Source organism: Okeania sp. SIO3B5, from assembly GCF_010692555.1.
Classification (GTDB): Bacteria; Cyanobacteriota; Cyanobacteriia; order Cyanobacteriales; family Microcoleaceae; genus Okeania.
On sequence record NZ_JAAHHG010000055.1, the window covers coordinates 1 to 24,341 of the forward strand.

Sequence of the window (24,341 nt, forward strand, 5' to 3'; positions counted from 1 at the left end):
GACACGGGGACACGGGGACACGGGGACACGGGGACACGGGGACACGGGGACACGGGGACACGGGGACACGGGGACACGGGGACACGGGGACACGGGGACACGGGGACACGGGGACACGGGGACACGGAGATTATGGTTTCTGCATTTGTAGGGGCGAATACCATTCGCCCTCCCCATAATATCATGTCCGGATAAGAGCGTGATGAAAAAACTTATCATGAGTGCTTCAACAGAAAATCTTTCTATTTTCCTTACTCCTCTGCTCCTCTGCTCCCTTACTCCCCTACTCCCTACTCCCCTACTCCCTACCATTTTCTACACTTTAAAAAAGGATTAAATTCTAATGTTTTCTCAAGAATTAAAAGGAAAAGTGGCACTGGTGACAGGAGGTTCATCAGGTATAGGTAAAGCAAGTGCGTTAGCATTAGCTAGAGCAGGAGCAACTGTTGTTGTCGCTAGTCGGCGAACCGTTGAAGGAGAGCAAACTGCACATGAAATACATGAAAGAGGTGGTGATGCCATCTTTATCAAAACTGACGTATCAAAGTCTAGCGATGTAAAAGCATTGGTAGAAAAAACGGTGGATACCTTTGGTAGCCTAGATTATGCTTGTAATAATGCTGGTGTTGTCATGATGGGAACACTTATTGAGACATCAGAAGAGGATTGGAATCAAATCGTTAACGTGAATCTTAAAGGAACTTGGTTGTGCCTCAAATATGAAATTCAAGCAATGCAAAAACAGAGTAAGGGGGCGATCGTGAATATAGCTTCTGGTGCCAGTATAGTTGGCGGTGCTGGCTATTCTATATACTCAGCTAGTAAAGGAGGGGCGATCGCTTTGAGTAGAGCTGCAGCGCTAGAGTATGCCAAATCTCGCGTCCGCATTAATGCTATCAGTCCTGGCCCTACAAAAACCTTGATCTGGGACAGTCTCCCTTCAGACATATTAACCCAATTTGAAGCACAACTACCTATTGGACGTATAGGTGAACCAGAAGAAATTGCTGAAGCAGTTGTCTGGCTTTGTTCTGATAAAGCCTCGTTTATTACAGGTCATAATCTAGTAATTGACGGAGGATATACTGCTCAGTAAAAGCATTATATAAGGATTTCACAAAATCATTGTCAAACACTAGTTGTAGTGTAATATCATGTCCGGATAATCAGTGATAAAAAAACTTTATCTCTTCTAATCTTTTCTTCCCTTCTGCCTTCTGCCTTCCTTCCTCCAAAGTGTAAATATTCGGTAGTCCTGCATGGTAATGGTAGAAGATATATATTTTTTAATTTCTCCCACACTCCCAATCCCCCAATCTCCCAATCTCCCAATCTCCCCATCTCCCAATCTCTCAATCTCCCCATCTCCCCATCTCCCCATCCCCCCACACTCTCTCTACCATTACTATGCACCACCACCAATATTCAACCGGACATGATATAACCCACATTCCGCACTTCAATTTGTCTCATTAAAAGTAGTATATGAATCTGTAGCTTGGTAGGTATTTATACTATGCAAATCATCTCAATACTTTTTTCGTTCATCAAATTCCGAGTAAATAATTTACGCATAAATACTTGCTTGATCGTGTACTTGATCGCGGCAGCTATGATTTTCTTCTAAAATTCTGTCTCCTGTCTCCCCCTCCTGGGAGGGGCTAGGGGTGGTTTGGGAGGGGGAGGGGTTAGGGGTGGGTGGTCTCCTGACTCCTTCTTCTATACTACATTTTGTGGTGCGGAATGTGGGATATAAGGTGTGTTGCAACACATTCTACAGTTAGAGTTCCTGCGTAAGTCCTGTATATTTACGATCACGAGACTTCTTGAATGACTGATCCCTCAATAGGAATTTCTATAATAAATTCTGTGCCTTGTCCCGGTTGAGAAATACACTTCAACTGTCCTCCATGTTGATCAGTAACGATTTGGTAACTAATAAACAACCCCAGTCCAGTTCCTTGGCCAATCGGTTTAGTGGTAAAGAACGGTTCAAATACCCGTTGGCAAGCGATGTCGCTCATTCCTATCCCATTATCAGCAATGCGAATTATAGCAATTTGTGCGTCTCGCACCTCAGTAGTAATCAAAATTTCGAGGTAATTTCCAGTCTCCGAAGTTGTTAAAGCATCGATCGCATTGCTGATAATCTGTAGGAATACTTGATTTAGTTGACTGGCCCAGCAGTTGACTAGGGGTAATTTTCCGTAGTTTTTGATTATAGCAATTTCTGGATGGGAGTGATTAGCTTTGAGCCGATGTTGCAAAATCATTAAGGTATTCTCTAATCCTTCGTGGATATCTACCTCCTTCATGTCTGATTCATCAAGGCGAGAGAAGTTCCGCAAACCAAGAATAATTTTACTAATGCGATCGCTCCCTGTTTGCATAGAATCAAACAATTTTCCTAAGTCCTCACACAAAAATTCTGGTTCTAACTCTTCTAATTTCTCTTCTATGACTGAATTAGAACTGGAAGAGTTTTGTTTGTAAATATCGAGCAGCTCAAGTAAGTCGTGGAAATATTGGCGAGCATGAGTGATATTACTAGAGATAAACGTGATGGGATTGTTAATTTCGTGGGCAATTCCTCCGACCATTTGTCCCAAAGCAGACATTTTTTCTGTTTGGATCAATTGAGTTTGAGTGTGTTGCAATTTAAGCAGGGTTTGCTGTAAGTCTAGGTTTTTCTCCTGAAGTGCTTGAGTTCTGTTTTTGACTTGGACTTCCAGATTGGAGTTGTATTCTTCTAGATTCTTATAAAGTCTGGCGTTTTCTATGGAGATTGCAGCTTGGGTCATAAGTAGATGGAGGACTTTTATGCGGTCTGGAGTAAATGCTCCTGTAGCGAGGCTGTTTTCTAGAAGAAGGAGAGCAAGAAATTTTCCTTGCTTGATGATAGGAGTACACAATAGACTTTTTGGCTGGTTTTCTAGCAGGTATGGATCTCCAGCGAAGGTAGTTTCTGTTTCAAACTGATTGATAAGTATAGTTTGTTGAGTCTGTTTGACAGTGTTGATAACAGTATGGGGTAAACTTTTAGTTGGATCGTCGAAATGTGTGATGCATGAGTCATAGTTGCCACTCAGGCATTGAATAGGAATTTCCCAATTACCAGAGTTGTTCAAAACTAAAGTTCCTTTGTTTGCTCCAGCATTTTCCATGAGGATGTGCATCAATTTATCAAGCAACGTATTTAGTTCGATTTCTTCTGATATAGTTTGGGAAGCTTTGATAATAGTGTAAAAGTCGAGGTTTTTGCTAGTTTTGCTGGTGATTGAAGATATAGTTTTTGTGATGTCAAGTTTTGTTATTTCTGGTGTTTGGGTGCGAATAATTAACTTGGAGTGGCGTTCTTCTAAATCTTTGATTTTGGCAGTAGCACCCCAATTAATATAGCAGTAATAGGCTTCCGTCATGTAGGTTTTGGCTACTTTTTCTCTGCCAAGAGACAGATAAAATTCTGCTGCTCGTTCGTTGGCGATCGCTTCTTCATGAATGTACTCGTTTTCTGAGGCTCCAGAAATTGCTTTTTCGTAGTAGTTTGCTGCTGTTTCATTTTCACCTAAAACTCTGGCTATTTCTGCTTCTACTAGGTCGTATTTGTGTTGGAAATTCATGGGGGCGTGCTGTGCCCATGTTTTCATTTGTTTTTGGTTAGCTCTAACTTTTTTGAGGTATTGTTGCTCTATTAATAATTTTTGACTGTTGTCGCTACCCGCCAACCAACTTAAAGAACTATAAAAGTTATAGACTGCCAACATAACTTGCCCCTGTAGATTTGTCAAATGCTCTTCTAGTAAATCCAAAGTTTTTGCCCCATTTATGCGGTCGCCAAACAAGTAACACAAAAATAACTTTGACAAATATAAATAAGCTATTCCTGTATAGTTTTTCACTCCCACCATAACTGATAAAATTTCAGATTCATTCAGAAACTTCCCATTTAAGATGCAAGGTGTTTCAGAAATTTTCACAATATTTGCTACTGTTTGAGCCCAGATTTTTATTAGATCTTCATTAAAACTCTGTTTGTAGTCTCTCACAAACTTGAGATATTTAGACTGTTCTTGCGCTACCCAATCTAAAGGCTTACCTACGGAAAATATGTTAATTGAGTAATGTAAAGCTGAATAACCAGCATATTCTATGTCTCCTGACTCTATCCCTGATTTTATCCCTTCTATAAATGGTTCTAACGTAGATGTTATATGTTCTTTCCATTCTCTGACAAAACTGTTAAAAAGTAGATAAATTTTAGATTTGATTTCTTGGGCATTAAATTTTTCCAATAGTTTTAAAGCCAGTTTCCCAAATAGATGTCCTGTAGGAATATCTCCAAATATCGTACACAATAACATTCCATACATACAATATCCATAAGCAGATAAAGCAGAATTTCCATGTTTAATTGACAAAACCACAATTTTAAATACAACCAGTGGATACAAACTAGGATTAGCTGCAAAAGCTGCTGGTACAATACTCACCAAAATTCTCATGGCTGCCAGTTTTGCTGGATCTGTCATTATTGCATAGTCTGCCAACTCTTCAATAGTCTTATTCCCGATTATGAATTTCGTCTTCACAAAGCTCCCTGTTACATCCAATTGACTTATCTTTTGAGGAAAACAAATATCAAGTTTTTTCAACGCTGATAATGCAATATCTATAGCTAACTGTGGTTGATTCTGAGATAAATAATATGGAATTTGTAACTCATCAATCTTCACTCGTTCCATATTACTTTGAATCTTAGACAAAAGTAGTTCCGACAATTGTTGTGCCGATTCAAAGTTCACATTCAAATATTCAACTTCCAGTGTCTCAAAATAAATATCCCGCGTCAATTTATAATGACTCTCCCAACTATCTTTTGGTAACAACTCTAACCCTACATTTAAATATTTACCTGCAGCCTTATAAGCCGTAGATCTTTTGGCTTTTTTCCCTGCCCATAAATTTAATTTTAGCAACCCTTCTTTTAACTCTTTTTCTGTGATTAAATCACGCCCTATATTCAACTGATTTACAAGATCAAATATGTTCTCTTCTATTTGTTCAGATGGTATACTTTTCCACAACAACTTACCGATTTGTAGATGAATTTTTTTTCTATTTTCTTCAGGAATAAGTGAATATGCTGCTTGCTGCACTCTGTCATGCAAAAAACGATAACTTACCCTAGATTCATCAAATAATAATTCTTCGGCATTGTCAGTTTCTGAAAATAATAAGGGAATTTTATAATCCTGAGTCAGTGGTAATATTAAACCGTTTTGTAAAGCACTCCATAAATCTTTTGCTGTCTGAGTTGCAGATTTTTCATTAACAACCGCCAACACATCTAAACTAAATTTATTACCAATACAAGCTGCTAGTTTTAAAACTTTTTGGGTAGTTGTTGATAGTTTTTCAATATTCCTAGCAACTAATTCTACTACTCCTAAATCTGCTATTCCAAAACTTTGAATTTCTTCAATATTCCACATCCAAAATCCAACTGTAAAATCGAATGTTAATAATTTGTCTGTATACAATGTTTTGAGGAGTTGAGTTAAGAAAAAAGGATTACCTTGGGTTTTACTGTATAGTAAGTCTGATAATTGAGTAACCCGCTCATTAGTTGTAGTAGCTTCTTCTGATAATGTTTCTGCTACTAATTGTCTGATGTAATTTATTTTTAGAGGTTCTAATATAATTTGATTAACTGTTGTGCTGGTTTTTTGGATTTTTTCTATAGTTTGGATGGTTGGATGTACTGGGTTAACTTCGTTGTCTCGATAAGCTCCAATAAATAATAAGTGTTGGGTTTCACTGTCCGTCATTAATTGTTCGATCAGATTTAATGATGCTAGATCTGCCCACTGTAAGTCATCGAGAAATAAAACTAATGGATGTTCTGGTTTAGCAAATACACGGACAAATTTTCCGAATAGTTGATTGAAACGGTTTTGTGATTCAGTTGCTCCTAACTGGGTTACTTTTCTTTGTTTACCGATGATTAATTCTAATTCTGGGATGACATCAATGATGATTTGACTATTTTCCCCTAATGCAGTTAATAGTTTCTTCTTCCATTCAGTAACTTTCAGTGTGGTTTCTGTAAGTAGCTGACGAATTAACTGTTGAAAGGCTTGACTGATAGCAGCATAAGGAATATTCCGTTTAAATTGATCAAATTTGCCACTAATGAAATAGCCTCTGGCTTTAACTATAGGTTTATGTACTTCATTAACAACTTTGGTTTTACCGATCCCGGAGTAACCTGTAACTAGAATAATTTCTTTATTGCATTGACTGATGCTATTTTCATTGTTCTTGCTGACACGTTCAAAAGCTTCTAAGAGGAGTTTGACCTCTGTTTTTCTACCATATAGCTTTTGGGGTATGCTAAATTGACCTTTTTTGTCCTTTTTCCCTGGAGTAAAAGCTTGAATTCTGTTAATGGTTTCTAGTTTACTCAAGCAATATTCAAAGTCTGCTTTTAATCCTAGAGCGCTTTGATAGCGGTCTTCAGCATTTTTTGATAGCAGTTTCATCACTATTAAGGATATAGCAATGGGAATTTCTGGGTTAATTTGGTGTGGAGAGATAGGGGTTTTAGCTATGTGGGAATGGATGACTTCCATTGGATCATTGCTATAGAAGGGAAGCTGTTTAGTAAGCATTTGATAGAAGGTGACACCCAAGGAGTAGAAGTCACTACGATAGTCTATGTTACGGTTCATGCGTCCAGTTTGTTCTGGAGACATATATGCTAGAGTGCCTTCTATATAATTTGGATTGATGATGGTCTGAGTTTCTGTTTCTAGACGGGTAGCGATACTAAAGTCGATGATTTTTGTTTTTTGTATAGTGGAATTGATTAGGATGTTATGGGGTTTAATATCTTTATGGATTATTTGTTGTTGATGTATTTTATCTAGGGTGTCACTAAGTTGGATGGCTATGCCGAGAAATTGGGAAATTGCAATCGATGATTCTGTTATATATTGTTTGAGAGATAGGGAATTGAAGTATTCGAGGATGAGGATGAGGCGATATTCCTGGTGGATCAGGTCTATAGATTTGACAATTCCTTCAAAGTTAAGGTTTTTGAGGATATTGTATTCATGTCTAACACTCGCAATTTCTTCTGGGGCAGGGTATTCAGAAATTTGCGTCTTGAGGACAACTAGAGTATAATCTGACTGGCGTAACGCCCTATATATTATACTGTTGATGCCTTGGTATAAAGTTTGTAAATTTGAATAGCCAGGGAGAGTTAACATGGTTTTTATTTTTTGAAGATTATTCAGCAAGAGTATTAAAAAGTAGGGAAAAAAAATAAAGAGTGAATGATGCCTAGTGCCACTATGCGGAAGTTAAAATCATGCATCGAGTGTGTAATTCTGAGGTTTCCTACGGCGCTTTTAAAGTACAGAAATGGTTCCGCACACATCGCCTCCAGAATGTAAGATGCACATCTGACAGTTAAAAGTCAAAAGCATTGATTTGTAATTGTTTTAGGATTTTGTAACTGGTCAGTTATTTCCGCCATCCTGCACTGGTATCTAAAAAGTACAAACATAAACTATTTTTAATTTTATTTCATTAACTTGTTAATCGTCAAGAAAAAAACTCGGATGGAGAAAATTTAGAAAGAAGAAGTCAATAATTAAAGATGCGGAAAATTTTGATTCTTTTACACCATAAATACAATTTTATGCCTCAGTATTTATATCGTTTTATATGAAATATTAATACTTTAAAAAAACATACGTAAAAATTCCCTTCTCTGAGTGAGGTACAAAATTCATTTGTTTTAGGGAGTAACTCACAAGAGTAGGTTTTTTACTTTTTGGTTGTGACTAGATTTGGAGGATAAGGTAAACAAGGGAGAAAAGAGTGTAGATGTTATGTGTTTGAATATTCCTTAGTTGGAAGAAATATTAGACATTTCCAATAATAAAAAATAAAATTAATTATCGCAGTGTTATTTATCAATTATTTCCCCCCTACGGCCTAGGGACGTTGTATGTAACGTCCCTACTCTCTATTTTCTGGAAATGTCTATTGAAAATAAAAAAGACAAATCATAGATATAGCTTTCTAAAATAAATTGGAAAAGCTCTTTCTTTTGTAGAATTCTTTTTTTATGCCTGAGGTGTTGGTGAAGCGCGTGTATAATATTAATCATAATTCCAGAAAAGAGGGAGTAGGGAGTAGGGAATCCACCCCTCGCCCCTCCCCCGACCGTGGAGGGGAAGAATTGATAATTTCTTTGGGATAATTGATTTTATTTTTTATTATTGGAGATGTCTACTAATTATCCGGACATAATATTATTATCTTTTCTCTGATGATATCATGTCCGGTAGTATCGGAGCGTGTATAAAATAAGGCAGCAATGGGAAAAAATTTTCTGCTTTCCTTCTACCAAAATCTAATTATTCAACCGGACATGATATGAGTTTCAATCCTGACTGTCTACATGATGTTAATGCTATTGCTTATATCAAGTCTCATAATTAGCCATAATAAATTAGCTATCTTTAGTCATCTTTAAGATGACTTCTGCTTTGAGCCAAGAAATTTATTTATATCATGTCCGGATAATAGCGTGATAAAAAAACCTTTTCCCTTCTAACCTTTTCTTTCCTTCTGCCTCCTGCCTCCAGCTCCCGCTGCCTTACCTCCTCCAAAGTGTAAGTATTCAACCGGACATGATATAAGTATTCAACCAGGCATGATATTAAATCCCCATCAACCCAATTCTCAGTCCTACTGATATCATGTCCGGATAAGAGCGATCTGGAAAAAAACTTATCATGAGTGCTTCAACAATAAATCTTTCCCTACTCCCCTACTCCCCTACTCCCCCACTCCCCCACTCCCCTACTATCTTAATTATAAGTATTCAACCGGCAGGGCAAACGCATCTTATTTTGAAGTTCTGACAGGGCAAGGATGTCAGGCTTATAAGTATTGATACTCATTACCTCTCTAAAGCTTAACAGTAGAAACTTCCAGAATTTAGATGCGTTTTCCCTGATTCAACCGGACATGATATGACTACTTCTTCAAGGCTAATTGACTGGGCACGATCTAATCCAAGAGTTATCATTTTTGAAGTCTCCCTTTATCTGATAGAAAAACGAGAGTAAGATTAATTTCAATGCCTATGAATGCACAGATTATTTCAATCTGTCTAAATTAATATGTTTACAAACAGGGTGATAGATGGTCGCTATAGGGAAAAGCGAGAATGGTTGACGGTTATTCTAAAAATGCGATATTCGGTCATTCCAGCTATTGTTTTTCGGGTGACATTCTGCGGATTTTTTGGCTTTTTAATTTCTTTACTTGACTCTTTTAATTTTCCTGTGACTTTGCCGATTAAAAGTAGTATTGTTCCTAGTTTAGTCTTGGGTTTACTATTAGTTTTTAGAACAAATACTGCTTATGAAAGATTCTGGCAAGGTCGGCAATTATGGGGGAAAATTGTTAATACAGTTCGTAATTTTGCTCGACAAATTTGGGTTTCTGTTGAAGAAAATGAACCAGCAGATCGAAAGGCAAAAGAGGAAATAATCAGGTTATTAGTAGCCTTTGCTATTGCTGGTAAATTATATTTGCGCCGTCAGAGTGTCAATAGAGAATTAGAGGGATATATGCCTAAACAATGGTATGAAAAACTCAAAACAATGAATCATCCTCCTATTCATATTGCTTTTTGGATTAGTGATTATCTCCAGCATCAATATGAACGTGGTTGTATTAATCCCTATCAACTTACTGCTATGTTTAAGTTGTTGGATAGAATGGTTGAAGCATTAACTTGTTGTGAGGGTATTTTAAATACACCAATTCCTTTGGCTTACTCTATTCATCTGAGGCAATTATTGTTAATTTATTGTTTGTCATTACCATTGCAAATAGTTAATGAGTTTCATTTTTGGACTGGTGTAGTAGTTGCTTTAATTAGTTTTACAGTATTTGGAATTGAAGAAATTGCTCTAGAAATAGAAAATCCTTTCGGTTACGATCCTAATGATTTACCTTTAGATGCTATTTGTGTTGCAATGCACCGTAATATTGAAGATTTAATTACTTTAGCGCCTAGCGTTAGACATTGGAAGCGTACTCCAGTTAATTTAGAATCCCATAATTTTTAACTAGGGTTTGCGCTCAAAAGTCTGATGGTGATGATAGGGAACAGGGAACACTTAACTGGGAACAGGGAACAGTTTAGACCATCTACTGCGGCCAAATTTTCTGATAGTAATATCATGTCCGGTTGAACAGTGATAAATAAATAACTACGGAGGAGTCAGTCCTCAGGAGGAAAGAGTCAGGAGGAAAGAGGGAAGAAAGAAGAAGAACTGGAGTTGAAGGAGAAAGTTTTTTTATCACTAATTATCCGGACATGATATAAGGGGAAAAATATTAACATTTTGGTAAGCATTTCCTGCGGACTGCTGCGCAAACAGCCGTCAGCTATCAGCTATCAGCTATTGCTTTTAGTTTTAGATAAAAGCTTTACTAATTGAGTCAGAATTTATACTTATATCATGTTCGGATGATCACTTACAATAAAGTCATTGCGACTGAAACGGAGTGGAAGGAAGCAATAGATACGGGTTTGAGATATCTCTTCCATCTATATCCTAATCATAACTATTCAACCGAACATGATATTACGCCTAAAAGCTGACTTTAAAGCCTATATTCATTAAAACCCCGTCATAATAGCTGAGAGCTGACAGCTAATAGCTGAATGCTTACACATTTTGAGACAAATTGAGCCAAAAACCTTGCACCCCCTCAGCAATATTTAATTCTGGAAGCCTTTACAGGTATTGATTACAATTTTATTCAGCAAGCCCTAACTAGCTATGGACTAAAAGCTTTCAGTGATCGGCTTAGATTGAAATCCTCATTTAAATTGCATTTCTCTCGGTTTCACTATAAATCTAAGCCGTTTGTAGGGCATAACCCTAGGAAATGCTAACTGCAGTAATTGCTGTTTGCGGAGCATTCCATCAGGAAATGCTTTTTTTAATTCCGATTTGCGTAAAAAATAATACACATTTATTTTGTGTTTTGTGGTAATGGCGATCGCTATTAATTATGTTTCATAATTTTGCCTAAATTGCAACAAAAGAAAAAATTATGTTAAGATTTCTAAAATAGAGTTATAGATTTAAAGTTAATAGCGCTCTAAATCCAGAATTGCTGAGGACTTTATCTATCTCTAGTTTTGCAGACATGGCTTTAATGCTATAGCAAGGAACGAGTTGGTGTTTGACAGAGATTGATGATGAACCTGAGACAGAGAAAAGTTTTTGCCACTGTTCCCTGTTCCCTGCTATATATCTGCTTAATTTTAATATCCGCAATAATTTATAGACTTTCGCCCATCAAATCAAATGATTAACAATATTAATTTGACCTTGAGTTTACCGAAAAATTGGGTTTAAAGCCTCGCCCATAAGCGGGCGACTTTTTAGTTTATTTTTTCCCAAAATTATGTCCTTAATGCTTTTTAGTTCAAAAGTCATTTTATGAAAGCGAGATTTAAGTACCGTATATATCCAACACCAGGACAAAAATACCAATTAGCAAAGCTATTTGGTTGTGTCCGTGTTGTTTGGAATGATAGTCTAGCTTGGTGCCCGTGAAAAGTATCAATCTGGAGAGAATAAACCTGTTAACTCACAGCTACAAAAACAGTTTATTACTCAGGCTAAAAAGATTGAAGACAGAGAATGGCTATCAGAAGTTTCTGCTATACCGTTGCAGCAATCTTTAAACGATTTAAACCAGGCGTTGCTCTAACTTTTTTAAATCAACTCAAGGTAAGAGAAAGGGTAAACCTATTAAACCTCCTAAATTTAAAACTAGAAAATCAAGACAGACTGCAAGGTTTACAAAGGGTAGATTTAAAGTTGGTCAACATAAGGTGTATTTAGCCAAAATAGGAAAGCTGAAAATTGTGTGGTCAAGGGAACTACCAGCTATTCCATCATCAGTAACAGTAATCAAAGATTCAGCTCATAGATATTTTCTGAGTTTTGTAGTAGAAATACAACCAGAAACCTTACCTAAAACTGATAATTCAGTAGGTATAGATTTAGGAATTAAAACTTTTGCAACTTTGAGTGATGGTCAAAAAATTGATGGGCCCAAACCACTCAAGAAACGAATTAAGAAGTACCGAAAACTAAGTAAGTCATTATCTAAAAGAACTAGAGGTTCTAAACAATATGAAAAAGCTAGACTAAAAATAGCTAAGTTCCATGCCAAACTGAAAGATACTAGAACAGATTTTTTACATAAATTGTCTACTGAAATAATTCGTGAAAACCAAACAATTGTTTTAGAAGATTTGAATGTTTCAGGAATGGTAAAAAATCGGAAATTATCCAGAGCTATATCAGATTTAGGTTGGAAAAAGTTCCGAACACTTTTAGAAGGAAAGGCAGAAAAATACGGTAGAGAATTTAGAGTCATTGATAGATGGCAACCTACTTCTCAAGTATGTTCATGTTGTGGTTTTCGTGGAGGCAAATTAGACCTTTCAGTTAGAGAATGGGAATGCCTTAATTGCGGTAGAAAACATGACCGTGATACGAATGCAGCAATAAACATATTAGTCGCCGGGGGGCACTCGGAGACAAAAAACGGACATGGAGGCAAGCATAAGACTACTGCCAAAGTAGCAGCAGCCTATGAGATGTCAACTCACCGAGGAGCTACGGCTCGGTAGGAATCCTCGCGCCTTTAGGCCGGGGAGGATGTCAACTATACCAGCGATCGCTTTAGCATTTACTCATTTAGGTGGTTTGATTTGGCAGTCAGTTCAAGACAACAAAAGTCAATTAGATAATAATGAACAGCAGGAAACAGGACAAGGTTTCAATGCTTCAACATCATAGATAAAATTAGCATAAAACTATTCTCTGAAAAAAAAGTAATATCATGTCCAGTTGAATTATAAAGAATTGAGTAGAAAGTAGGGAGTAGGAAGAGGTTTGTTTTTGAAGTGAGAAAATGATTTTTTTCATCACCCTATTATTCGGACATGATATGTTCAATCATTGATATTCATCTCTTCATATTTATTTTTGGAGAGATTTTTATTTGGGAATAGAAATTGCTGGCTACTTTGAGATAATACCAATTTGATAAATGTTTACTACAAATAGCTAGGGTATTTCTTAGAATCCATAATTCATAATGGATATCTTTAAGACAATTTTTGATGTTGCAAATTATCTTTTTCGTCAAATAGACTTTATTTGAAAGTTTATTTATGATTCTTATTATTCGTAACATTCTTTTTTCAAAATGGTATAACAGGAAATAAGCAATAGTGGAAAAAAACTTTCTTCGTTTTAAGATTCATTCAGATCAATCTCTTTCCTAAAAAAGCCTTTGTTTGCTGTATAATTAGTCCTACTTTGAAAACTTATAGATGAAAATGTTTGATAGAAAAGAGAGCTGAATATAATTGTTTTTCTGATGTTGGTTTTAAATAATTTACTACTAACTTTATTTTTATTTATTCACAATAAAATATTATCATACTATGATTAATAGTATAAGTATTATAAAAAATGGTAAAAAGTTTGGCCAATATATAAATTTTTTTGACATTGATAAAAAATATTGAGCATAGATGATTTACTATATGGTAAAGGATAAAAAATTGATTGAAAAAATTTAGTAAAGAAGATGGAAAAGAATAAAATTGATATCGCAGTTATTTATGAGCAGGCACTTGCTCGTTACCAATGGGAAGATTATTATGGAGCGATCGCTGATTACACGACAGTGATAGAGATAGAATCAAATAATGCAGAGGTTTACTTCAATAGAGGTATTGCTAAACATCAAATAGAAGATTATCAAGGTGCAATTTTTGATTATACCGAAGCGATTAGAATTAATCCCAGTAATAGCGATTTTTATAATAATCGTGGTTTAGCTTTTTCTCAAATGGGGTACTATACCGAAGCGATCGCTGACTTAGATGAAGTACTTCGACTTAATCCTAATGATGCTGATAGTTATTACAATAGAGGTTTTGTATATGAGGCAATAGCAGATTATGAAAAAGCTATTGCCTCATACACAGAAGCACTAAAAATCAATCCTGATTATAATGAAGCTAATAAAAAACGAGAGTATCTGCTTTCTCAGATTGAGAGTCAGACTGCAGCAGTAGTAGAAGAAACAACAGTAGTAGAAGAAACAACAGTAGTAGAAGAAACAACAGTAGTAGAAGAAACAACAGTAGTAGAAGAAACAACAGTAGTAGAAGAAACAACAGCAGAAGCACCACAGACTGAGATTGAGGTGGAGAAATCTCCACCAGTTGCAGTAGAAGAGACTTTACCAGAGAAACAAAAAAATGATGTGGAGACTAAGAAATCTCCTAATTCAGCTAAATCAACTATGAAAAGCGTGTTACATCGCTATTTGCATAGAGGTGGATCGGCAAAGAAGACTTCACCAAAGAAACAAAAAAATGATGTGGAGACCAAGAAATCTGCGAAATCTCCAGATGTATCTGTGGAGGAAACTATAGCAGAAATACCACAGACTCAAAAGACTGAGATAGAGAAGAAAAAATCTCCAGATGTATCTGTGGAGGAAACTATAGTAGAAATACCACAGATTGAGATAGAGAAGGAAAAATCTCCAGATGTATCTGTGAAGGAAACTATAGTAGAAATACCACAGATTGAGATAGAGAAGGAAAAATCTCCAGATGTATCTGTGAAGGAAACTATAGTAGAAATACCACGGACTGAGATAGAGAAGGAAAAATCTCCAGATGTATCTGTGGAGGAGACTATAGCAGAAATACCACAGACTGAGATAGAGAAAGAAAAATCTCCAGATGTATCTGTGGAGGAGACTATAGCAGAAATACCACAGACTCAAAAGACTGAGATAGAGAAAGAAAAATCTCCAGATGTATCTGTGGAGGAGACTATAGCAGAAATACCACAGACTCAGGCCAAGCAATCTCCAGATGTATCTGTGGAGGAGACTATAGCAGAAATACCACAGACTGAGATAGAGAAGGAAAAATCTCCAGAAAGATCAGATACTTCCGATAATTCAACTAACTCGCTTGTGAATAATTTGTTAAATCGTTATTTACGGAGAAATCTATCAGTAGAGGAGACTTTACCACAGACAACAGAAACAGAACAGAAACAGTCAACACCAGTATCTGTAGAGGAACCACAGACACCAGAAACAGAACAGAAACAGTCAACACCAGTATCTGTAGAGGAACCACAGACACCAGAAACAGAACAGAAACAGTCAACACCAGTATCTGTAGAGGAACCACAGACACCAGAAACAGAACAGAAACAGTCAACACCAGTATCTGTAGAGGAACCACAGACACCAGAAACAGAACAGAAACAGTCAACACCAGTATCTGTAGAGGAACCACAGACACCAGAAACAGAACAGAAACAGTCAACACCAGTATCTGTGGAGGAACCACAGACACCAGAAACAGAACAGAAACAGTCAACACCAGTATCTGTGGAGGAACCACAGACACCAGAAACAGAACAGAAACAGTCAACACCAGTATCTGTGGAGGAACCACAGACACCAGAAACAGAACAGAAACAGTCAACACCAGAGATTTTGAAAGATGCTTTGCCCCTGACATCAAAAAATCATGTTTCTAATTTTAAAGATAGTGATGCTCGCTACAAACAAAAACAAATTCAACCTGAAGAACAAGATCCTCAAGAAACCATCGCTAATTTAACTGAAGCACTTCGACTTAATCCCAATGAAGCCGAACTTTACTACCAGAGAGGTAAGCTCAAGTCTCAACTAGGAAATTATCAGGAGGCGATCGCTGATTTTACTGAAGCACTCACATTGAATCTCGATCCAGATCAAATTTATGCCTGTTATAATGAAAGAGGTGTTGCTTATTCACATTTAGAAGATTATCAAAATGCACTTACTAATTATACTACTGCGATTAACATCGATCCTAACGATCCTAATGCTTGCCACAATCGAGGAAGTCTTCACTCTGTCATGGGAAATTATCAGGAGGCGATCGCTGATTTTACGACAGTGATAAAATCTCATCCCAAAGATGCTGATGCCTATAATAATCGAGGTATTTGTCTTTATGAAATGAAAGACTTTTATGGGGCGATCTCTGATTTTACTGAGGCAATTAAGATTAATCCGGATTATGCAGATGCTTATAATAATAGGGGCATTTCTAATTATGAAATAGGGGATTATCAGCAGGCAATAGATGATTATACAGAAGCAATTAAGCTTGAACCAAAAGATGCTAAAACTTATTATAATCGTGGTATACTTCGTTACTTTACCAAAAAATATCAAGAGGCAATAGATGACTTTGAAAAAGCAGCAGATCTTTATCAACAACAAGGAAAAAACGAAGACTATCAGGAAGTGATGAAAATGATTAGAAAATTAAAGAATTAAAGAATATTATCAGAAGGAGTCAGGAGTCAGGAGGGAAGAAGAAGGAGTTTTAGGGTATGATTCAATAATTGATAATTACCTCTCCCTAAAAGGAAGAGGATTGAATAAAAGGAAAATTTTTTCTTGTTTCTCCTTGCTCATGAGAGGCTTTAAACCGTAAGGATTCAGGTGAGAGAAAGTTTTTTTTGTCACTAATTATCCGGACATGATATAACGCTCTATTGGGAGTAAATAAATATTTATACTAATAGACATCTCCAAAAATCAAAAATAAAATCAATTATCGTACAGAAATTATCAGTTATTTCCCCCTATTCCCTATTCCCTATTCCCTATTTTCTGGAGATGTCTAATGAGTTAAATATTTTTATCCAAAACAAAATGCAATTTAACACTTTTGCCTCATCTGTCAATGATTTAAAACGGTGTGTCAACGCTCCTAAATTGCAAGAGGTTTTATTAGAACCTACCTTACTTGCCAGACAAGGGAAACTTTCACAAGAGGAATTACTGTTGTTAGCATCAACAGCAGTAGAATTAGGTTTGCGCCCGATTTTAGTGTGGGATATTCTGATGCCAGAACAGGTCATGAATAGAATTGGCGAACAACTGATTCAGTGGGACCTTAGCAAGTTTGAGGCAGTTAGAGTTTCCGATCCAGGTGCTGCCTGGTGGCTGAAAATTAATCATCCAACTATAGCGCTGCAACTTATTGTGGAAACAGGTAATCACAATTTAGAAGCATTACGGGGTTGGTGCGAGATTTTGTCTGATTCCTTGGAACGTTTAATACTATCCATTGAACTGCCAGAACAAAAACTAATTGAATATTGCCAAACTCTTCCTATCAGTTGCGAAGTTTTGGGAGTGGGGCAAATTTTGTTATTTTATTCGCCACGTTCCCTACTATCTCCACATTTATTAGATTCTGAGTCTCAGCAAAAAGTACCTCTGCAAACTACAGTATCATCGGAAGATAGTAATAACCGACCTTTTCCTACTTTAGAAACGGTGCATGGTACGTTTATGTTTTTGGATAAAGACCAGTTTATTTTGGATAAACTTGATAGTTTACAGGAAGCTGGTTTACATACTGTCTGTTTGGACTTGCGACATTTGGGGAAAGGTGCTGATGTAGCAGTAGATGTTGAGCAAATTTGTAGTCAGATTTTAACTAACCCCATTTCTTTGCGAAAAAATTGGCCAAGACCGACGCGATCGCCTTTTTTTAATGCCAACCGCACTACTTCTATATTTTCTCGGATGAAGTCTAAGCATAAGTTAATTCAGTATCGACAAGAGGTTGGTTTAGCAGAGGTTTTAGCAGGAGAAAGTGGGAATTATGTTGTGTTTCACTCTTTACGACCTTTTGCTATTTCTCAAGTGGAGAAAATAATTGTACCTACTGGGGAAGAAATAGAGATTCCAGAAGAAATAGTATTTCGTAACTTAAATGGTGAGGTAATTGAGTCATGCGATCGCGAACAAATTCTCATTACAGACTGGATCAAAAAAGCGATGCCAGGTTCATTATTGTTGGGTATAGCGCAAGTCAGAAGTCAAAAGTCAAAAGTCAAAAGTTAGAAGTAATCAGGAATCCTGTCCTCTCTCTGCCCGTGGCCGAAGGGAACAAGGGTATAAAACCCCACTTTCAACGGGATGCTGACAATTGCTTGGGGCAAGAAACCCTATCCAATTGTTCCTTCTGCACTCTGCCTTCTGCCTTCTGCCTTCTGCCTTCTGCCTTCGTTTATGCTTTAATTAAAACTCCTGGTTCTTTCTGCATAGGCAAAATATCTAAAGTGTCAGTTTGAGAGCAATATTTGAGGTCTTCATAACATTCTAAGCGTTGGAGGCGTTTGCCGTGACTGGCATAATTTAATAGTTCATATAATTTTTGCTCCCACTGAAGATAGAGGGATACTGCGCCAAATACTTCATCATTTCCTACAGTTTCATCTGGGAGAGAATTAGTTTCTGTGAGTAGAGTGTGAGCGATCGCTCCTGCACAGACTGTATCTTCCAATGAATAACTACCTTCCCACCCAGACCCCAAGATCCAAATAGTTTCTGGTTTATTGGTTTTGAGATATTCAACTACGGAACGACGGTTGACAAGTGCTGCTGCTAGGACAACTTTAGCATTTTGAATGCGCTGAAGACAACGAGTGCCATTAGTAGTAGTCATAAATAAGCGTTTATCTTTGACCACTTCTGAAGTAAAGTTGAGGGGTGAGTTGCCTTCATCACAACCTTCTACCTTTTTGCCTCCTCTTTCTCCTACACGAATACGTTTGTCAGCAGGCCATTGTTCGCTGACTGCCATTAATTCTTGAACATCGCTAAATACTTGTACTGCTTCTGCACCTGCATCTAATGCTGTGGCCATTGTTGTTGTAGCTCTGAGGACATCAACCGCGATCGCGCAGTCTGGCATATTTTCGGTGGGGGTTTCTTCGGGAGTGTGGTAGATGAATATTTTCACGATTAAATTCCTCAAATATTAACAATAATATTTATAGCGCTACTAGGGAATAGGGAACAAGAGAGGGCAAGAGGAACAATTAATTTCCTTCTGCCTTCTGCCTCCTACCCTCTGCCTTTCCTGATAACATCAAAAAAGTGGCGTTTTTACCTCCTGTATTATCAGATAGATATTCATACGCCACTTTATTCAATTAACTTATTGACCTAGAAGGATAAAAAAACTAGGCTTCACTCTCAATGTAAATGAATAATAAACCCATAACTACAATTGGCATTAACCAGGTAACTACAGGAATTAAAATCCAAGGTAAGTAAGATGCTGCATAAGAACCAGTCATTTCAAATTCTCCTTAAATTACACTATTTCAAAGTAGGTGATTATCTGATTTAATCAAAATTTTACTTGTTTTTTTGGCAAAATTTGACTGTAATTATTTCACCCATTAAAGCAAGATTTGACTTCTCCCCGCGATAAATCGACGGGGATTCTAAAAGGATACTGCGATTGGGGGTTAAAACCGCATTGGGTAGTGTCTTTTTAGCTGACCAGAATTTTAACTTCTGGGGACGAGTCAAAACGCCCCTAGACACTCGACTTAAATCAAAATTAAGTGTCGTGCTTACTTCTTGATTCAGTGCACGGCTTTTCCCAAGAAAGAAAAAGATAGGATGGATTAAAATCCATCAAGTTGCATTTCATCCATCGCTTCAAAGACGATGGCTTTCATGCTCCCGTGTTAATTTAGTAAAAATCAGATTTACATCTTCAATTATTTAAGAGGTATTTAATTAAATACACCTCGGAAAATAGAGTCTACAATTTCAAAGTTTTCTATTAGGAAGAAAGCCACAACGGCACCACCCATAGCACCAATGAAGAAACCACCAGTAAACTGACTCCAACCTTCAGAAGTTTTTAGTGGGTCTGCACCTTCAGCGCTCTCTCCTTGGAAGGAGACTATGCCATAAGCGGATAGGCAGATAGTAGCAATTAGAATTAGGGCGATCGCAGAAATTAATCCCCCAATGTTAGCAACTGCAGAATCTCGTAATGGACCAAGCTTTGCCCAAGGGCCAACGATGAAATAACCATGGGCCATACCTACTTCTAGACCCCGTAAAATTGGAGATAGACCTTGACGGTAGATAGGTAAGTTACCGATAAATGTTCTCGTAAAGTCAGAATCACTGATTGGAGTAGATAAATGACCAACGAAAGGGTCTCCTTTATAGGGTTGAACAAATCCTGTATCTGTAGCTTCTGGCATACTTAATTCTTTCCTTTGAGTAGGACTTCAAAAATCTTTAGAAGATATTAAGCTCATATTTTACGAGGTAGCTGCATTCTATTATCAAAATTCGTTTTCAACTTTAAAAAAATTAATCTAATTTGGTTATTTTTAAAAAAGCGGTCAGCAGTCAGCAATCAGCAGTCAGTAGTCAGCAGTAAACGTGCTGTTAAAAGCTGATAGCTGTTTGCGGAGCATTCCGGTACGGAAATGCTAAAACCCACATTCCGTACCACAAAATGTAGTATGGAAGAAGGAGTCAGGAGTCAGGAGACAGGAGACAGAATTTTAGAAGAAAATCATAGCTGCCGTGATTGAGTAATCATATCTAGCAAGTATTTATGCGTAAATTTTTTACTCGGAATTTTATGAACTAAAAAAGTAATTGAGATGATTTACATGGTATAAATACTTACCAAGCTACAGATTTATATACTACTTTTAATAATACGCTCTTGAAGTGCGTATGGGTGGGCTAAAAGCTAATTAATAAATTTTTGATTTTTATTTATTAAATATGGCTTGCTGATTAAATCTAAAAGTATTTACAAATAAAGGTAAGTGCCTTTTTAAGTATCAAAAAGTGGGAGGTATTAGGTGGTAATGGTTCAAAAATTTAGTATTTTGGTCAAGAGTTGGGCAGAAAAATCCCAAATTGACAATTCTTACTCCTACCTTCTCTAAATTCCTCTAACTCCTGTCTCCTGTCTCCTGTCTCCTGTCTCCTGTCTCCTGTCTCCTCCCCTTACCAAAAGACTTCCATAAGCAAACCCTAAATATGGCTACGATACCATCGTGCTAGTCTTTGTGGAGATACCCCAAGTAGATAAGCAATGATAACTATTTGATTAATGAAAGTAGTTTTAAGTATTCCTAATTTTTGCCACCGACGTCCAGAAGTCAATACTGGAGTTGGTACAATTGCTATTTGTCCTCTTTTTTTTAACTGTCGTACCAATTCAAAATCTTCCATAATTGGTATTTCTGGAAAACCACCAATTTCTTGAAAAATTTTGGCTGGGAGAAAAATTCCTTGGTCTCCATAAGGCATTTGCAAATAACGCGACCGCCAATTTACCATTCTTTCAACTATTCGTAAACTTTTTTTTGTTCCTCTAATACTTAATTCAAAAGCACCTGCAATAATTTTCGGTTTGACCAATATATCTTGTAAAAGCTGATCAAAATTTAAAGGTAAAAAGGTATCTCCATGTAGAAATAAAAGAATTTTTCCCCTTGCCATTTTTGCTCCACAATTCATCTGAGTGGCACGACCAGGAACAGAAGAAATAATTTGGATATTTAAACATTTAATCAGCTCAATTGTTCCATCATTACTGCCTCCGTCAACAACTATTATTTCTATATCTTTATCTTTTGCTGTTTGAGCTGTTGAAATTGTTTGGGTAATCGTACTAACTTCATTTAAAACAGGAATAATAATCGAAATACTGGTCATTTCAGTTATCAGTTATCAGTTATCAGTTAAAGAAAGGCAGAAGGCAGAAGGCAGAAGGCAGAAGGCAGAAGGCAGAAGGCAGAAGGGAAAGAAAGGTTTAAGGCCAGAAGTTTTTTTTATAACTGATTATCCGTTAGCGTAGCTCCCCCGGAAGGGGCACATGATATAAACTCAGACTATAGAGCATCCTAATTTTTGGGGTGCATCTCATATTTACAAAAATACTTTTCTCCTATTCCCTATTCCCTGTTCCCTGTTCCCTAAAAGCGATAAATTTTTAGCTTTCTTCAAAACTGAGATGTACCCTTAATTTTAAACTGTAAATTTTCTAAGTCTTCTGGACGGTCAATATCAGAAAGCTTTGGTAAATAATTAATAGCTAACTTCAAACTTTGAGCGATCGCTACAGTTTTTGACAATACTTCAGAGGTTCCCCAATTAATTCCTTGAAATAATTCTGGAGTAATTTTTCTTAGACCAATTAAATAATAACCACCATCTGTTGCAGGACCAATTATTACATCAGATTGAGTCAGTTTAGTAAAAGCTTGTAAAATAATTTCAGGGGTTAAACTAGGGCAATCTATACCAATAATAATCGCAGATTTCATCCCCCGATTAAAAGCAGATTGAAATGCTCTTGCCATACGTTCCCCTAAATCCCCTATACCTTGTTCTTGATATTTTAAATCTGACCCTAACCAATTTTTCATTAATTGTAAATCGCCACCTACAAATCGGACTTCAACAGATAATGAAATAAAATCAAATAACTTATTAGCTTTTTTTACAGTTGTTTCAGTCATCTGACGTTGCAAATTTGCTGCACCTTCAGCCCCCAAAGCAGGTATTAATCGTGTTTTAGTTTTTCCTGGTTCTGGATAGCGAGTAAAAATAATTAGTTGTTGATGTTCCATAGTGATACAATATAAGCTAGAGTTAAATCTATTTTTGAGAATAAATTTGAGTTTAATTCTACAATAAATTAAGTAAAGAAAACTTCAATAGAGTTATTCACTATGTCATTTCAGTTATCAGTTATCAGTACCTCTAGCTGTTTGCGCAGCATGACCTAGGAAAGCCTGATGCTTGAGATAAGAAATATTCCCTTTTCTCTTGGTCAATTGGATATGGCAGACCGCTTTTTATCCCCTTAAAAGGAGAGGCTATTGACAAAAATTTTTCGGTCAAAAAAACGATTGGATAGATGAGATTTAGTAAATAGCAGCTAATCTTTAAAGTATTCCAAATATTTCTATTAAGCAATTAACAATTAATAATTACCTCTTCTTAAAACGGATAGGATTGACTAAAAGGATTTTTTTTTGATTTTATCCCCTTAAAAGGGGAGCCTTCAAGGCGTGAATTGTTGAATGAATAATTATTAACTATCAGCTCTTAATTATTCATTATTCATTATTCGGTAATTCAGAGAAAATAGTATTGGCAAAAAAAGTAAATATGACAGATAATCTAGAAAAATTGAGTAAAATTGCCATTGTTGGAGATGTTCACAATCAATGGGAACCAGAAGATGAAATAGCCCTCAAATATCTAGGGGTTGACTTAGTACTATTTGTGGGAGATTTTGGTAATGAAGCAGTAGAGGTTGTAGAAAAGATCGCCACTATTGATATCCCTAAAGCAGCAGTTTTTGGTAATCACGATGCTTGGTATACCGCAACAGAATGGGGCAGAAAAAAATGCCCTTATGACCAAACTCAAGAAGATAGAGTGCAGCAACAAATAGATTTATTTGGAGAAGCTCATGTAGGTTATGGACATCGAGACTTTCCAGAGTTAGGCTTAACAGTTATTGGGACTCGTCCTTTTAGTTGGGGAGGTCCAGAATGGAAATATCAAGATTTTTATCAGGAAAGATTTGGGGTCAATAGTTTTGAGGAATCTACTAATTTAATAGTGAAGGCTGTAAAGAATGCAGTCTGTCAAAATATAATTTTTCTGGGCCATAATGGACCTGCTGGTTTAGGAGATGCTCCCGAAGATCCAGCGGGACGTGACTGGCAACCCAGAGGAGGAGATTTTGGCGACCCTGATTTTAGGGATGCCATTGTAAAATCTCGGCAATTGGGCAAGAAAATTCCCTTAGTGACTTTTGGTCATATGCACCATAGATTGCGACATACTCAGGAAAGGTTGCGTAAGCGTGTTGATGTAGATACCGAAGAGACATTATATTTGAATGCAGCAAGTGTACCACGCATCATAGAAATTGATGGCCAGAAAAAGCGGAATTTCTCAATTGTATCTATGCAAGCAGGTATAATATCTCAAGCTGATTTAGTTTGGGTTGGCCATGATTTTACAGTAGATTCTGAAGAATTATATTCCCAATCAAAATCTGTTGTTGAATCGGCACAAGTGCTATAATATATAAATGTCAAAACAGTTATAGCAGTCGAAGCAAAGTTTAGGACATTCCTAAATGCTCAAACCTAGTCAGAGATTACTTCTGACTTCTAATTTGCGTGTAGCGCCATAGAGTATCCTTACTCTTGAAAAAAAATTAAAAATTACTTTTAACTTTTGATTTTTAACTTTTAACTTTTAACTTTTAACTTTTGACTTTTAACTTTTGACTTTTG

General features: G+C 36.6%; 17 protein-coding genes. 9 read left to right on the forward strand and 8 right to left on the reverse strand.

The genetic code is table 11. The features are described 5' to 3' along the window. Nucleotides 1-343: 343 nt before the first annotated feature. Nucleotides 344-1,096 (forward strand): SDR family oxidoreductase, encoded by a 753-nt coding sequence (locus tag F6K54_RS10305; protein WP_293077119.1) that lies wholly within the window; start codon nt 344-346, stop codon nt 1,094-1,096. Nucleotides 1,097-1,192: 96 nt separating this feature from the next. On the opposite strand, the gene F6K54_RS10310 is transcribed toward F6K54_RS10305, so the two are convergent. The 3 genes from F6K54_RS10310 to F6K54_RS10320 all read right to left on the reverse strand — a co-directional run bounded on the left by F6K54_RS10310 (nt 1,193) and on the right by F6K54_RS10320 (nt 7,274). Continuing rightward, the gene (locus F6K54_RS10310; protein ID WP_293077121.1) at nt 1,193-1,381 is read right to left on the reverse strand and encodes a hypothetical protein; all 189 of its coding nucleotides are present in this window, start codon (nt 1,379-1,381) and stop codon (nt 1,193-1,195) included. A gap of 186 nt (nt 1,382-1,567) precedes the next feature. Next, the gene (locus tag F6K54_RS10315) at nt 1,568-1,771 is read right to left on the reverse strand and encodes a hypothetical protein (protein WP_293077123.1); all 204 of its coding nucleotides are present in this window, start codon (nt 1,769-1,771) and stop codon (nt 1,568-1,570) included. Nucleotides 1,772-1,814: 43 nt separating this feature from the next. Beyond that, nucleotides 1,815-7,274 (reverse strand): ATP-binding sensor histidine kinase, encoded by a 5,460-nt coding sequence (locus F6K54_RS10320; RefSeq protein WP_293077125.1) that lies wholly within the window; start codon nt 7,272-7,274, stop codon nt 1,815-1,817. A gap of 1,929 nt (nt 7,275-9,203) precedes the next feature. Here F6K54_RS10320 and F6K54_RS10325 point away from each other — a divergent pair. From F6K54_RS10325 to F6K54_RS10350, 7 genes are all read left to right on the forward strand, one after another. Beyond that, the gene (locus F6K54_RS10325) at nt 9,204-10,160 is read left to right on the forward strand and encodes a bestrophin family protein (RefSeq protein ID WP_293077127.1); all 957 of its coding nucleotides are present in this window, start codon (nt 9,204-9,206) and stop codon (nt 10,158-10,160) included. A gap of 404 nt (nt 10,161-10,564) precedes the next feature. Beyond that, complete coding sequence (locus tag F6K54_RS10330; RefSeq protein ID WP_293077129.1) at nt 10,565-10,699, forward strand: hypothetical protein; 135 nt, start codon at nt 10,565-10,567, stop codon at nt 10,697-10,699. 850 nt (nt 10,700-11,549) lie between these two features. Continuing rightward, nucleotides 11,550-11,666 (forward strand): helix-turn-helix domain-containing protein, encoded by a 117-nt coding sequence (locus F6K54_RS42790; protein WP_366558094.1) that lies wholly within the window; start codon nt 11,550-11,552, stop codon nt 11,664-11,666. A 197-nt stretch (nt 11,667-11,863) separates the two neighbouring features. Continuing rightward, nucleotides 11,864-12,754: an RNA-guided endonuclease TnpB family protein gene (locus F6K54_RS10335; protein WP_366558095.1), complete on the forward strand. Its 891-nt coding sequence runs from the start codon at nt 11,864-11,866 to the stop codon at nt 12,752-12,754. Between the two features lie 28 nt (nt 12,755-12,782). Beyond that, complete coding sequence (locus tag F6K54_RS10340; RefSeq protein WP_293077131.1) at nt 12,783-12,923, forward strand: hypothetical protein; 141 nt, start codon at nt 12,783-12,785, stop codon at nt 12,921-12,923. 799 nt (nt 12,924-13,722) lie between these two features. Next, nucleotides 13,723-16,500, forward strand: coding sequence for a tetratricopeptide repeat protein (locus F6K54_RS10345; RefSeq protein WP_293077133.1), 2,778 nt, complete (start codon nt 13,723-13,725; stop codon nt 16,498-16,500). A gap of 381 nt (nt 16,501-16,881) precedes the next feature. Next, a complete protein-coding gene (locus tag F6K54_RS10350; protein WP_293077135.1) occupies nt 16,882-18,084 on the forward strand; it encodes a U32 family peptidase in 1,203 nt (400 codons plus the stop codon). 166 nt (nt 18,085-18,250) lie between these two features. Here F6K54_RS10350 and F6K54_RS10355 read toward each other — a convergent pair whose 3' ends face one another. The 5 genes from F6K54_RS10355 to F6K54_RS10375 all read right to left on the reverse strand — a co-directional run bounded on the left by F6K54_RS10355 (nt 18,251) and on the right by F6K54_RS10375 (nt 22,652). Next, entirely contained in the window at nt 18,251-18,985 is a 735-nt protein-coding gene (locus F6K54_RS10355; protein WP_293077137.1) for a 2-phosphosulfolactate phosphatase family protein, read from the reverse strand. 223 nt (nt 18,986-19,208) lie between these two features. Beyond that, complete coding sequence (locus F6K54_RS10360) at nt 19,209-19,325, reverse strand: photosystem I reaction center subunit VIII (RefSeq protein WP_202224502.1); 117 nt, start codon at nt 19,323-19,325, stop codon at nt 19,209-19,211. A gap of 447 nt (nt 19,326-19,772) precedes the next feature. Further along, entirely contained in the window at nt 19,773-20,255 is a 483-nt protein-coding gene (locus F6K54_RS10365; RefSeq protein ID WP_293077139.1) for a photosystem I reaction center protein subunit XI, read from the reverse strand. Between the two features lie 793 nt (nt 20,256-21,048). Next, nucleotides 21,049-21,735: a TIGR04283 family arsenosugar biosynthesis glycosyltransferase gene (locus tag F6K54_RS10370; RefSeq protein ID WP_293077141.1), complete on the reverse strand. Its 687-nt coding sequence runs from the start codon at nt 21,733-21,735 to the stop codon at nt 21,049-21,051. 287 nt (nt 21,736-22,022) lie between these two features. Further along, the gene (locus F6K54_RS10375) at nt 22,023-22,652 is read right to left on the reverse strand and encodes a TIGR04282 family arsenosugar biosynthesis glycosyltransferase (protein WP_293077143.1); all 630 of its coding nucleotides are present in this window, start codon (nt 22,650-22,652) and stop codon (nt 22,023-22,025) included. 544 nt (nt 22,653-23,196) lie between these two features. Between F6K54_RS10375 and F6K54_RS10380 the strand changes: the two genes are divergently transcribed. Next, nucleotides 23,197-24,126, forward strand: a complete 930-nt coding sequence (locus F6K54_RS10380; RefSeq protein ID WP_293077163.1) for a TIGR04168 family protein — start codon at nt 23,197-23,199, stop codon at nt 24,124-24,126. The last annotated feature ends 215 nt before the right edge of the window (nt 24,127-24,341 follow it).

Excerpts from the sequence above, each read along its gene's own strand:
- F6K54_RS10305 (WP_293077119.1), top strand. The coding sequence starts at position 344 with ATGTTTTCTCAAGAATTAAAAGGAAAAGTGGCACTGGTGACAGGAGGT.
- F6K54_RS10310 (WP_293077121.1), bottom strand. The coding sequence starts at position 1,381 with ATGGGGAGATGGGGAGATGGGGAGATTGAGAGATTGGGAGATGGGGAG.
- F6K54_RS10320 (WP_293077125.1), bottom strand. The coding sequence starts at position 7,274 with ATGTTAACTCTCCCTGGCTATTCAAATTTACAAACTTTATACCAAGGC.
- F6K54_RS10325 (WP_293077127.1), top strand. The coding sequence starts at position 9,204 with ATGTTTACAAACAGGGTGATAGATGGTCGCTATAGGGAAAAGCGAGAA.
- F6K54_RS10330 (WP_293077129.1), top strand. The coding sequence starts at position 10,565 with ATGATCACTTACAATAAAGTCATTGCGACTGAAACGGAGTGGAAGGAA.
- F6K54_RS42790 (WP_366558094.1), top strand. The coding sequence starts at position 11,550 with ATGAAAGCGAGATTTAAGTACCGTATATATCCAACACCAGGACAAAAA.
- F6K54_RS10340 (WP_293077131.1), top strand. The coding sequence starts at position 12,783 with ATGTCAACTATACCAGCGATCGCTTTAGCATTTACTCATTTAGGTGGT.
- F6K54_RS10345 (WP_293077133.1), top strand. The coding sequence starts at position 13,723 with ATGGAAAAGAATAAAATTGATATCGCAGTTATTTATGAGCAGGCACTT.
- F6K54_RS10350 (WP_293077135.1), top strand. The coding sequence starts at position 16,882 with ATGCAATTTAACACTTTTGCCTCATCTGTCAATGATTTAAAACGGTGT.
- F6K54_RS10360 (WP_202224502.1), bottom strand. The coding sequence starts at position 19,325 with ATGACTGGTTCTTATGCAGCATCTTACTTACCTTGGATTTTAATTCCT.
- F6K54_RS10365 (WP_293077139.1), bottom strand. The coding sequence starts at position 20,255 with ATGCCAGAAGCTACAGATACAGGATTTGTTCAACCCTATAAAGGAGAC.
- F6K54_RS10370 (WP_293077141.1), bottom strand. The coding sequence starts at position 21,735 with ATGACCAGTATTTCGATTATTATTCCTGTTTTAAATGAAGTTAGTACG.
- F6K54_RS10375 (WP_293077143.1), bottom strand. The coding sequence starts at position 22,652 with ATGGAACATCAACAACTAATTATTTTTACTCGCTATCCAGAACCAGGA.
- F6K54_RS10380 (WP_293077163.1), top strand. The coding sequence starts at position 23,197 with ATGACAGATAATCTAGAAAAATTGAGTAAAATTGCCATTGTTGGAGAT.